This is a genomic window from Chryseobacterium sp. StRB126, assembly GCF_000829375.1.
Taxonomy (GTDB): Bacteria; Bacteroidota; Bacteroidia; order Flavobacteriales; family Weeksellaceae; genus Chryseobacterium.
The window spans coordinates 2,424,250-2,436,428 of the sequence record NZ_AP014624.1; the positions used below are offsets into that span (position 1 = coordinate 2,424,250).

The window sequence follows — 12,179 nt, forward strand, 5'->3', positions numbered from 1 at the left end:
AAATGAAAAGAACTACAATTTTGTAGTTCTTTTTTGTTTTATACTATATATTTCATAACAGTAACTTTTGATATTTCATCTCCGCTGTTTTGAGGTTCTATTTCATTAAATCCGTTCTTTTTGTATAGATGATAAGCAGATTCATTGTTATGAGCAACTTCTAAATACACCTCAGTTACATTAAGTTTTTCCTTGGCTTCATAAATAACTGCCTGTACCAATCCGGAGCCTATATTTTTTCCTTGGAAGTTTTTATTTACATACATCTGGTAGATATTCCCGGAATTGGCCTCATCTTTAACAAAAGTACAGAGACCAATAAGCTTTTGATCTGCAAAAGCGCCAAATACAAACTTTTCGGGAGTTTGATTTTCAATATCAATTTCCATTCTAAGTTTCTCGGTGTTTAGGACTTCCTGGTAATTAGCCTCAAAAGAATCAGGAAATTGTTCAAGACTTTCTAGACGAATCATCCGATACATTGAGCTTTCATGGGATAAAAGTTTTCGATATTCTATATTCATGATGGATTTTATGATTATAATTTAAAGTTATTTTTTTAATATATGAATATAGTTTAGTTTTTTGTTTTTAATAAGTTAAAATTATACATATTTTTTAGAATGTAGTACAGAAAATGTAACACTTTAAATTTCAGGTAGTCTTATTATATATATTGAGGATATAAATTATGTATATTTATATCATGAATTAAAGAAAATATCAAATTATGGATAAGTTTTTCAACTTAACTATAAAAAAGTGTATAGGTAGGTATGCGAAAATACCAATGTAAATTAAAAACTAGTTATTATTAAAAATATTATACCATATTCAATACTCATAAAAAAGATAATGATCTGTACAATGAGCATAGGTATATTGTTGTGTATTGTCTCATGTAAAAAGAATTCTCAGAACAAAGAGAGGGAAAAGTTTGATTCTATTCTGATAAAAAAGAGTACAGACTTACAGTTGGGAGGTGAGTATGAAGCGCTTATTGAACTTAATATTGAGTATCTGAAAAAAGCAGCCAAAATGAGATATAAAGAAGGAATATCTCTTTGTTATCTTAATATGGCAGAGGTAAATATTTCTGCCGGAAACTATGAGAAAGCTTTGTTTTTTTTCAATAAGGCAGAAAACGACCTTAAAAATTCAGAAAACGGTTTTCATAAGGCAGCTTTCTACGATGATTATAGTCAGTATTATTCACATCTTAAGTTGTATGATAAAGCTATAACATTTAATAGTAAAGCATTTTTATATTTGAAAGAAGCAAAAGATTCAGATCTTAAAAGAAAACTTCTTCCAAGGCTTTATATCAATAAAGGTATTAATTATACTTTTAAAGGATGGTACGGAACTTCTCTGAAATCATTTTTAAAGGGAAATGTATTGGAAAACTCAGCATATAGTAACTGTATGGTTGCTCAATACTACCTATTCAGGCACCAAACAGATTCCGCTGAAGTATATATTACACGGTCGGATGAAAAGATGCTTAGCCAAAAGACAAGTGATGCAGAATCTCTATGGGTATATTATACCATGGGATACTATTATAATGAGGTGAATAATAATGAACAGGCAGAAAAGGCCCTTAAAAAAGCTCTTGAAATCAATATTAAAACAAGACGTACTTATTCTTCACATATCCAAAATGTTTACAAGTCTCTTGCAGAGCTTTACAAAAAAAAGAATGATGGAGGTAAAGCTTATTACTACTTGAGAAAATATATGGAAGAGGAAGGCCGTTTGGATGTAGCACGTCTCGATACAATGAATAAGGCCACGGAGAATTTTATTTCCGAGATAAAACCTGAGTCTGACTGGCATAGAAGTGATTTGCCGCTGGCTATTGCGCTATCCATCACTGCATTAACTGTTTCCGGGATATATGTTCAGAAAACAATTAAAACCCAAAGGCTTAAAAAAAGAGCTTTAAAGCAAGAAACGGAAGAATTGAAAAGCCATGTAAGAGCAAAAATGCTGAAGGAAGTGACTGAGCTCGCCCAAAAAAACGATTCCTCATTCCTGATGAAATTTAAAGAACTTAATCCGGATTTTATAAATACTCTTTTAAAAATCAATCCGGATCTTGAAAACTCTGAGCTTACCTTCTGTGCCATGCTGAAACTTCATTTTTCATCCAAAGAAATTGCCGATTATACTTTTGTACAGCACAGATCTGTTCAACAAAAAAAGTACAGAATCAGGAAAAGACTTAATATTCCGAGAGAAGAGGACATTTATGTTTTTTTTGATAAAATTAGCAGTTAAAAGAATAATGAACTAATGTTATTATGTACAATTTTAAAAAAATGTAATACCGCTTTGTTTAAAAAGTCATTTTTTAATCTTAATTTATACAAAAATTCAATTAAAGGAAAAAGCATTATGATCCGCGTTTTACTTTTTATTGTACTCATCATTCTGATGTCTTGTAACCCGAGTTCAAGGGAATACGAAAAAAGCTTTGACATCCCTTTAATGACGCAAAATGAAGAATTCAGATTAGCAGGGCAATATGATTCCTTGGTTAATCTTAATAAAAAATACTACAAAATAGCAGAGAAAATAAGGTATGAAGATGGTAAAGCTTTATGTTATATAAACTTAGCGAGAGTCAATATATCCCTGGAAAATTATCAAAAATCCAATATTCTATTTAATAAAGCTCAGGAAATTCTGGAAAATTCAGACAATCCTTTGCATAAAGCTATATTTTACAATTATTACGGTAAGCTTAATTCTGAGCTGAGAAGGATTGATAAAGCATTTGAGTACAATAATGAAGCATTAAAGAATATTGAGAAAAGTAACGATTCCGAATTAAAAAAGATAACTCTTTATAATATTTATACACAACAGGGGGATTATTATACTCAAAAAAAGAATCCCAAGGCTGCTCTGGAATATTTTCAGAAAGCAAGAGAATTTGATAAAACCGGTATTGCAGATTGTACAATAAGTGATTATATATACATGCATAAAAATAAGGATTCCACTTATAAATATATAACAAGTGCTTATAATAAAATGATTGTCAGAAATAGAGAGGATGCTATTACTCTTAATATTCATACAATTATGGGGGAATATTACCTTTATTATAATGAATATGATAAGGCAGAAAAAGAATTTTTAAGGGCTTTGGAGATTGATAAAAAAACTAGGCGTATTTTTGCTCAGTATACAAAGTATATTTATAACGATCTTAGGACTTTATATGAAATAACAGGAGATAAAGAAAAAGCCTATTTTTATCTGAATGCTTACACTGAAGCAAAAAATAAGACCAATGCAGCATTATTGGCAACCATTAATCAGGATATGGAATCTTTTATTTCAGTATCAAAAACTGGTGCAGAACAACATAGAACTAAGGTTCAATGGGTTATTTTTCTGTCTCTTGCAGGATTTTCTTTACTGGCAGTCTATTCGTGGAGAATCATCACTATTTTGAGGAAAAGAAAGGCCGACCTGAGATCAGAGGCTGAAAGCCTGAAAAACAGGATCCATGATAACAGGCAGGAAGAAATCATTGAGATGGCCAAAAGGAATGATTCTGAATTTCTTACTTGTTTTAAAGAAGTATATCCTGGATATATAGAACAACTTTTAGCCATTAACTCTAATCTTGAAACTTCAGAGCTGGTTTTCTGTGCCATGCTGAAGCTGCATTTTACTTCTAAGGAAATTGCCAATTATACACTTGTTCAGCATAGAACCATTCAACAGAAAAAATACAGAATCCGGAAAAAAATGAATATTCCCACAGAAACAGATATTTATGTTTTCTTTGATCGTATTAAATGATTAATGAACATTATTGTTCTTAATAAAAAGTTTTACCTATATCTTTTAGATTAAGATAATAAAAACATCATATTTTGTGTCCTTCTTTACTTGTTCCTTCTTTTTTTTATTTCATGCAGTTTTGATGAACAAAGATAGAATAGATTCCGGACTCTGGGTGAGTATGATTCTCGGGTTCATCTAAATGAGAATATCGGCAGGCGGGAAAGTGAAGTATAAGGCCAAAAATGCTTTATGCTATGGGAATTGGGATTTTCTGTGCTCTGTTGAAACTCCATTTACTTCTAAGAAAATTGCCCAGCTATGCTTTTATTCAGTAGTGGACTGTTTAACAGAAAAAATATAGGATCAGAAACAGTTTAGTCTTCTCACAGAAATCAATATTTTGATCAGTTTTTTAATGACTTATGTACAAGTAAAAAACTGTCTGATGCATCACATCAGACAGTGTTTCGAAATGTTTTTTTTCGCCACCTGAATTTTCTTAGTGGTCTTGAGCTCAAATATGAAAATTTTTAATCAAATAATAAAAAATAGGTCTACTACACGAGTACTACAGGTCATATTTTAATATTTAATATATTGAAAATAAGACGATTGATTATTTTGCGTGTTTTTGGTGTTAGTGGATGTGAATTTGAGGAAGCTGTATGAAATGAAGTCCTAAGAATATAATATCTGAACTATTTCAAAAATGACTTTTTGTATTTTTTCTTTAAGCATTTCCTATATGTTTTATTTATAAAAAATAGTATTTACTTTTTTTGTTTGATTATAGTTATTTGATAATCAGTATCATGTGTTAATGCTGTACAAGTGTAGTAGGTGTTTTTTTTACTTCTTTCGATTTAAAATATAGATTTGTAATTGTATTGTGATGAATGATTAAAGTTTTTGCCGATACAGCATGTTAATATAAAGAAAAACATGTGGCGACTATCAAAAACGATCAAACACTTACAATACAGTTAATTAAAAAATAAAACATAAATGAGGTTCCGGTAAAGGAATCTACCGGAGGTAAAAAGTGATATTTATCTTAGCTGGGAAATAGCTGTCTTAATATTTGAGGCAGCTATTTAATTCGCAAATTATGTTAAGTATATTTTTTAATCATATTTTTTTTTACACAAATGAATCTCCGAAATCAGGATCTTAAAAGGAGAGAAGAAATATTTATTTTTTTAGAGGGAAAAACGGCTGTCTCAGTTGAGGCAGCCATTTTTATTATAAAGGTAGGAAGATGGAGGAGGGAAGTAAAAAGTTATTGCACTCTATAAAACAATGATATTTCAAGACTTATTCTTCCTGTTTTTTATCTTAAATGTCCACTAAAGAACTCGAGCATGGTTGCTAAGGCTGTTTCAGAATGCATACGCTCTCCGTTTTCAAGAGATTCTTTGGTTGCATCTGCAGCTCGTTTCCGCATATTGATTTCATAATGGGAAATCGCTTCCTGTAGAGAGGTATAGCTGCTATCTGTTAAATGTTCACTGAGCTCAAGGGCATCAAGCATTGCCATATTGGCTCCTTCTCCCGCAAATGGAGGCATAACATGGGCAGCATCACCTATTAAAGTTATATTTGATTTTGTTTCCCAGCTTTGATCCAATGGCATAGCATAGATAGGACGGGGAATGAAAGGGATAACAGCGTTTTCAAACAGTTCATGCCATATTTCATTCCATTCCGGGTATTCTGTTTTAAACCAATGAAGAATGGCTGTATTATCCGAGAAATCCAGCTTGGAATTTGCAGCCCAGTTTTCCTCTGCTTTAAAGCTTGCATAAAATCCAAGATCACCATTTCCCTTTTGACCCATCAGTATATTTTTAGAATTCCCAAAGGCCATTATCTTTCCACCATTAATTAATGCATTGATATGGGGAGCATGTTGTTTCGAAACAATTCCTTCCAGCATAATGACTCCTGAATACACCGGTTTGTTATCTGTGAGATAAGGACGGATCTTGGAATGAGCTCCATCTGCAGCAATCACAAGGTCTGCATAAGCCGATGTTCCATTTTTAAAATGAATCAGCCAGCCCTCGTTTTGAGGTTCCATGGAGATAAAATGACTGTCCCAAACAACGGTGTCCGGGTGGAGAGATTCCAGCAACATATTTCTCAAAGGCCCACGATCTATTTCAGGACGGAAATGCTCAGCTCCAAAATCCTCGTCTGGTTTGGTGTCATGGTCACTGAACAGAATTTCAGCCTGTTCATTCATGATAAGTGTTTTATCTGCCCCGGGGCGGAATGTCTTTTTAAACTCTTCCAATAAATCAGCTTTACTTATAGCTGCCAGTCCTGAATTTTCATGCATATCGAGGGGAGAACCCTGCACACGTGCTTCTTTATTAAAGTCTCTTTCGTATACTTTTACATAGGCATTTTTAAGCTGTAAAAGTCTTGCCAGTGTTAATCCGGCAGGGCCACCACCTACGATGGCTATTGATATATTGTCTATCAGCATTGTATTTAAATTTTACAGGACAAAATTACTGTCCCTTCAGCACTGATAATAGTATAAATCGGTCATCTTTATTTTTGGATAATTCTTTGGGAACAACACCAGAAAATTTTTTAATCTCCTTAATGAAATGATTCTGATCCGTATAATTAAGTTCTGGAAATAATCTGCCTTGTGCAATATGCTCTAAAGAAGCTCTGAAACGTAAGATCGTAGAATAGGCCTTTAAAGACAGGCCCAGTTGCTTTGTAAAATAACGATTGATCTGCCTGCTGTTCCAATTCACTTTTTCAGACAGTTCTTTCACGCTCATTTCACCTTTTGATGCATAGATCAGCTCAAAAAGCTTACGTTTTTTCTCATCTGTTTTCTGGGGAATAAGTTCCTTAATCTTTTGTATTGCTTTGGTGCAGCAAAGTTCAAAATCCTGTAAATCATCCGCTTTAAAGTTCCAGAAATCCTTAGGAAGCTCTTTTGCTGTATTGAGTACATCTGCAATGGTTGTATTTAAAATGTATTCAACGGCAATAGGTTTAAAACTTACAACAAAAGCCTGAGTCTGTGGCAGAATCTGTCTTTGTTCAGGATAGGTTTCCAATCCGATAAGGGCGACCTGAAAAGGTTCCGATGAAGATTGCATAAAAAATAAATCAACCCTTCCATCCGGAATAATAACCACTTCTTTTGCTGCATCCGACCGGTTATGGAAAGTTCCCAGATTTTCTACAAAATCTGAAATACTCTGATCTGGCTCAATGAAATGAAACTGAAAGTCCTTATCCATAATCAATAAAAGGGAGTGATGTTCTTTAACAGATTAAATTACAAAAATAGGCCTAATCCCAGATAAATTATTATTTAAATTAGGTTGAGCCAAAATCATATGCCTAAATGAAAGTTGTTTATTAATATCTTAAAGTCTATGTGCTAATGTTGTTTAATTTTTCCACCACATTAGCACACAGAAAATATCACAGGATTTTAAAAATACTTGTGCATTCGTAGCCTTAAAATATACCTGAATATATACGAAATATACCTGTTTTAATGCTTAAAATCAGTCTATTTTTGTGGATATAACGTAAAAGATTATGAGAGCAATCGTATTGGAACAGTTCGGTGGAACAGAGCATCTTGTGGAAAAAGAAATTGAAAAACCGAGTATCAAAGATCATGAAGTCCTTGTTAAGGTAAAAGCCGTCAGCATCAATCCTGTAGATGTTAAAGTGCGGAGTAGAAAGGCCCCACTTGCAGAAAGTTTAACTCAGTATGATCCTTTGATTTTAGGTTGGGATATCTCCGGTGTGATTGTTGAAGCTGGAAGTGAAGTCACTTCATATAAGGTAGGAGATGAGGTTTTTGGGATGGTTAATTTTGCCGGACACGGCAAAGCCTATGCTGAATATGTAGCAGCTCCGGCAGAACATTTAGCAGTTAAGCCTAAAAATGTTACACATCTTGAAGCGGCAGCCAGCACTTTGGCGGCATTGACTGCCTGGCAGGCTTTTGACAGTTATGGTAAGCTGAGATCAACGGATAAAGTACTTATTCATGCCTCCGCCGGAGGAGTAGGACATTTTGCCATACAAATTGCAAAATATATTGGAGCTCATGTTATTGCTACTTCCTCTGCAGCTAACCAAGATTTTGTAATGGAACTGGGAGCTGATCAACATATTGACTATAAAGCGAATCATTTTGAAGAGCTTCTTCATGATATTGATTTTGTATTGGAAGCTATTGGCGGTGAAAATTTTCAGAAATCTGTTCAGGTTTTAAAGCCTTTCGGGACTATTGTAACGCTGCCTTCCGGACATACTCAGGATGATGAAAAGCAGGCTCGTGAAAAGAACCTGCATGCCTGCTATTTTATGTCAGTGTATTCCAGTGGCAGGGATATGCAGAAAATAGCTTCTCTGTTGGAAAAAGGAATTATAAAGCCTCATATTTCTCATATATTTTCTTTCAATGAAATAGCAAAAGCCCATGAACAGATTGAAACTGGACGAACCATAGGAAAAGTGGTGGTGGAGTTATGATATTGGGTGTCAAAAATTCAAAGAATTTTTGACAGGGTGTTTCCTCAACAGATCTTCGATGTATATTTTAAACCAAATTCACAGAATTATCCCTATTTTAGAAGGCTAAAAATAGATAGCGTTGTAATTTCCAATGGATAAATCATCGATTAATAATTATTTCCATTCCTTGTTCAGTATCCAAGATGAAGTGGTGGAGAAAATCACGGAAACCTTCAAATCTTTTGAGTTAAAGGCTAATGATGTTTTACTGGATCAAAATACCATCAGTACCAAGACCTATTTTCTGGAAAAAGGATATGTTCGTTCCTATCTGCTGAATGAGGATAATGAGGAAATTACGACCAATATTTATGCTGCACCGTGTTTTGTGAACGATTTTTTATCCTTTTTCAGACAACAGCCAACCAAAGAAATCTATCAGACTGTTACAGACTGTACATTCTGGGAAACCGGATTGGAAAACGTGCAATATAACTTTCACAATATTCCTGAATTCAGGGAGTTTAGTAGGCTTCTTTTTGTTTTGAATTATCACAATATTCACGACAGACTGATCGAAATGGCAAGCCAGAAAGCTTCAACCCGTTACGCTAATCTGATGAAGAAAGATCCGGATATTTTTCAGCATGTTCCGCTGAAGATCATTGCTTCCTATCTGGGAATTAAAGACAGTTCGTTGAGCAGAATCCGAAGAGATATTAATAAGTAAAAGGTTGGGAGCTGGAAGATGGAGGCTGGAAGTTACTGTCTGTCTGATAATTTCTGGAAGTTTTTTAACGCAGTGTTCGCAAAGTTTTTGAGTAAGATGTTTTAGATTCGTTCGCAATGGCGTTCCACTCAGCAAGGTAGCGGTGTAGATATTTCTTGGCTGAACGAAGTGCCTTTGCGATCGGTAATAAAGCGCTGCAAAAAATTATCTTTGTGCTCTTTGCGTTTAAGAAAATCAGAATAAGTAATTAAGTAAAAGGCTGGGAGCTGGAAGTTACTGTCAGCCTGATGATTTCTGGAAGTTTTTTAACGCAGTGTTCGCAAAGTTTTTGAGTAAGATGTTTTAGATTCGTTCGCAAGGGCGTTTCACTCAGCAATGTGGATGGTGTATTTATTTCTTAGCTGAACGAAGTGCCTTTGCGATCGGTAATAAAGTGCTGCAAAAAATTATCTTTGTGCTCTCTGCGTTTAAGAACATCAGAATAAGTAATTAAGTAAAAGGCTGAAAGATGGAGGTTGGAAGTTACTGTCAGCCTGATGATTTCTGGAAGTTTTTTAACGCAGTGTTCGCAAAGTTTTTGAGTAAGATGTTTTATATTAGTTCGCAAGGGCGTTTCACTCAGCAATGTGGATGGTGTATTTATTTCTTAGCTGAACGAAGTGCCTTTGCGAACTAATATAAAGCACTGCAAAAAATTATCTTTGTGCTCTTTGCGTTTAAGAAAATCAGAATAAGTAATTAAGTAAAAGGCTGGGAGCTGGAAGTTACTGTCTGTCTGATAATTTCTGGAAGTTTTTTAACGCAGTGTTCGCAAGGCTTTTGAGTAAGATGTTTTAGATTCGTTCGCAAGGGCGTTTCACTCAGCAATGTGGATGGTGTATTTATTTCTTAGCTGAACGAAGTGCCTTTGCGAACTAATATAAAGCACTGCAAAAAATTATCTTTGTGCTCTTTGCGTTTAAGAAAATCAGAATAAGTAATTAAGTAAAAGGCTGGGAGCTGGAAGATGGAGGCTGGAAGTTACTGCCTGTCTGATGATTTTTGGAAGTTTTTTACGCAGTGTTCGCAAGGCTTTTGGGTGTGATGTTTTAGATTCGCTCGCAATGGCGTTTCACTCAGCAATGTGGATGGTGTATTTATTTCTTAGCTGAACGAAGTGCCTTTGCGATCGGTAATAAAGCGCTGCAAAAAATTATCTTTGTGCTCTCTGCGTTTAAGAAAATCAGAATAAGTAATTAAGTAAAAGGCTGGAAGATGGAAGTTACTGTCAGCCTGATGATTTCTGGAAGTTTTTTAACGCAGTGTTCGCAAAGTTTTTGAGTAAGATGTTTTAGATTCGTTCGCAAGGGCGTTTCACTCAGCAATGTGGATGGTGTATTTATTTCTTAGCTGAACGAAGTGCCTTTGCGATCGGTAATAAAGCATTACAAAAAATTATCTTTGTGCTCTCTGCGTTTAAGAAAATCAGAATAAGTAATTAAGTAAAAGGCTGGGAGCTGGAGGCTGGAAGTTACTGTCAGCCTGATGATTTCTGGAAGTTTTTTAACGCAGTGTTCGCAAGGCTTTTGGGTGTGATGTTTTAGATTCGTTCGCAATGGCGTTCCACTCAGCAAGGTGTAAAATGTAATGAGTTCTTAGCTGAACGAAGTGCCTTTGCGATCGGTAATAAAGCGCTGCAAAAAATTATCTTTGTGCTCTCTGCGTTTAAGAAAATCAGAATAAGTAATTAAGTAAAAGGCTGGGAGCTGGAAGTTACTGTCAGCCTGATGATTTCTGGAAATTTTTTAACGCAGTGTTCGCAAAGTTTTTGAGTAAGATGTTTTAGATTCGTTCGCAAGGGCGTTCCACTCAGCAAGGTAGCGGTGTAGATATTTCTTGGCTGAACGAAGTGCCTTTGCGAACTAATATAAAGCACTGCAAAAAATTATCTTTGTGCTCTCTGCGTTTGTAGAAAAATAATAATCATTTTAAAAATTAATAAAGAGGTCTGTCTGTTGTTTTATAACCTGCTAGAACTTCCAGCTTCCAGCCTCCCTCTTCCAATCTTAGTCTTAAACTATCATTTCTTTTCATTTGTCAAGTGATAGATTGAAATTTGTCATCCATCTTTGCTAAAAATAATTTCATGAACAAAAAACATATAGTAGTTGTTGGATTAGGAGGTGTAGGTGGATATTTCGGTTTTAAAATTAACCAGATAAATGAGACTTCCGGAAAATATACTGTTTCCTTTGTAGCAAGGGGCGAAACTTATGATAAAGTAAAAGAAAACGGATTGGTTTTACTTTCACCAGAACACTCCAACAATCGTACTCATCCAAATGCAATAGAACAGAATATCAGTGATCTTAAAAATCCTGATCTTGTCCTGATCTGTGTAAAGGAATATGATCTGGAGAATGTCTGCAGACAGCTGAAAGAAGTGATTACTAAAGATACAATTCTGCTTCCTATGATGAACGGAGCAGATATTTACGACAGAATCCGAAAAATAATTCCGGATCATGTTATTCTGCCAACCTGTATTTATGTGGCTTCTCATATTAAAGAAAGAGGAACGGTGGAGCATAAAGGAAAAGCAGGAAAGATGATTGTAGGAAGAGATCCTGAGCATTTTTCAAGTGATATTGTATGGGTAACGGATCTTCTTCAGGAAAGCAAAATTGATTTTGATTTTAAAGACAATTCTACAACAGATATCTGGACTAAGTTTATCTTCATTGCAAGCTTTGGACTGGTAACCGCCAAGCATAATTCATCTATTGGAACTGTTTGTACTGATGAAGAACAAAAACAGGAAGCAACAGAGATTATGAAGGAAATAAAGCAGATTGCAAATCAAAAAGAAATTCATCTTGCTGAAGATATTATTGAAAAAACCTTTGAAAAAGCGTCTACATTTCCTTTTGAAACGCCTACATCTTTGCAGCTGGATATTCATTCCGGAAAAAAAGAGAATGAGCTGGAGCTGTTTGCCGGAGCGGTTTTGAAATATGGTAAAGAGGTGAATATGGAGACTCCCTATACTGAAAAGATTTATAATGAGATTAAAGAAAAATAAGTTTCGGCTAAAGCCGGTTGAATTGGAATATCATAAAAAGGCGGGTTAAAACCTGCCTCTATTGATTGAATA

8 protein-coding genes are annotated in these 12,179 nt (G+C 34.6%); 5 read left to right on the forward strand and 3 right to left on the reverse strand.

The window, feature by feature from the left end; genetic code table 11:
- Positions 1-38: 38 nt before the first annotated feature.
- Positions 39-524: a GNAT family N-acetyltransferase gene (locus CHSO_RS10905; protein WP_045495816.1), complete on the reverse strand. Its 486-nt coding sequence runs from the start codon at positions 522-524 to the stop codon at positions 39-41.
- A 343-nt stretch (positions 525-867) separates the two neighbouring features.
- On the opposite strand from CHSO_RS10905, the gene CHSO_RS25005 reads away from it, so the two are divergent.
- Together CHSO_RS25005 and CHSO_RS25010 are read left to right on the forward strand one after the other, a co-directional pair.
- The gene (locus CHSO_RS25005; protein WP_052480565.1) at positions 868-2,283 is read left to right on the forward strand and encodes a tetratricopeptide repeat protein; all 1,416 of its coding nucleotides are present in this window, start codon (positions 868-870) and stop codon (positions 2,281-2,283) included.
- A 117-nt stretch (positions 2,284-2,400) separates the two neighbouring features.
- A complete protein-coding gene (locus tag CHSO_RS25010; protein WP_171817636.1) occupies positions 2,401-3,822 on the forward strand; it encodes a tetratricopeptide repeat protein in 1,422 nt (473 codons plus the stop codon).
- A gap of 1,315 nt (positions 3,823-5,137) precedes the next feature.
- On the opposite strand, the gene CHSO_RS10920 is transcribed toward CHSO_RS25010, so the two are convergent.
- Positions 5,138-6,298: an FAD-dependent oxidoreductase gene (locus CHSO_RS10920; RefSeq protein WP_045495818.1), complete on the reverse strand. Its 1,161-nt coding sequence runs from the start codon at positions 6,296-6,298 to the stop codon at positions 5,138-5,140.
- 25 nt (positions 6,299-6,323) lie between these two features.
- Positions 6,324-7,079 carry a helix-turn-helix domain-containing protein gene (locus CHSO_RS10925; RefSeq protein WP_045495827.1) on the reverse strand — a complete coding sequence of 252 codons (756 nt, stop codon included), beginning with the start codon at positions 7,077-7,079 and terminating at the stop codon, positions 6,324-6,326.
- 307 nt (positions 7,080-7,386) lie between these two features.
- Between CHSO_RS10925 and CHSO_RS10930 the strand changes: the two genes are divergently transcribed.
- The 3 genes from CHSO_RS10930 (at position 7,387) to CHSO_RS10940 (ending at position 12,107) form a co-directional block, all read left to right on the forward strand.
- Entirely contained in the window at positions 7,387-8,334 is a 948-nt protein-coding gene (locus CHSO_RS10930; RefSeq protein ID WP_045495829.1) for an NADP-dependent oxidoreductase, read from the forward strand.
- Positions 8,335-8,467: 133 nt separating this feature from the next.
- A complete protein-coding gene (locus CHSO_RS10935) occupies positions 8,468-9,046 on the forward strand; it encodes a Crp/Fnr family transcriptional regulator (protein ID WP_045495831.1) in 579 nt (192 codons plus the stop codon).
- A gap of 2,125 nt (positions 9,047-11,171) precedes the next feature.
- Complete coding sequence (locus tag CHSO_RS10940; RefSeq protein ID WP_045495833.1) at positions 11,172-12,107, forward strand: ketopantoate reductase family protein; 936 nt, start codon at positions 11,172-11,174, stop codon at positions 12,105-12,107.
- Positions 12,108-12,179 lie beyond the last annotated feature (72 nt).

Coding starts and splice junctions, on each gene's coding strand:
- CHSO_RS10920 (WP_045495818.1), bottom strand. CDS start 6,298: ATGCTGATAGACAATATATCAATAGCCATCGTAGGTGGTGGCCCTGCC.
- CHSO_RS10925 (WP_045495827.1), bottom strand. CDS start 7,079: ATGGATAAGGACTTTCAGTTTCATTTCATTGAGCCAGATCAGAGTATT.
- CHSO_RS25005 (WP_052480565.1), top strand. CDS start 868: ATGAGCATAGGTATATTGTTGTGTATTGTCTCATGTAAAAAGAATTCT.
- CHSO_RS10930 (WP_045495829.1), top strand. CDS start 7,387: ATGAGAGCAATCGTATTGGAACAGTTCGGTGGAACAGAGCATCTTGTG.
- CHSO_RS10905 (WP_045495816.1), bottom strand. CDS start 524: ATGAATATAGAATATCGAAAACTTTTATCCCATGAAAGCTCAATGTAT.
- CHSO_RS10935 (WP_045495831.1), top strand. CDS start 8,468: ATGGATAAATCATCGATTAATAATTATTTCCATTCCTTGTTCAGTATC.
- CHSO_RS10940 (WP_045495833.1), top strand. CDS start 11,172: ATGAACAAAAAACATATAGTAGTTGTTGGATTAGGAGGTGTAGGTGGA.
- CHSO_RS25010 (WP_171817636.1), top strand. CDS start 2,401: ATGATCCGCGTTTTACTTTTTATTGTACTCATCATTCTGATGTCTTGT.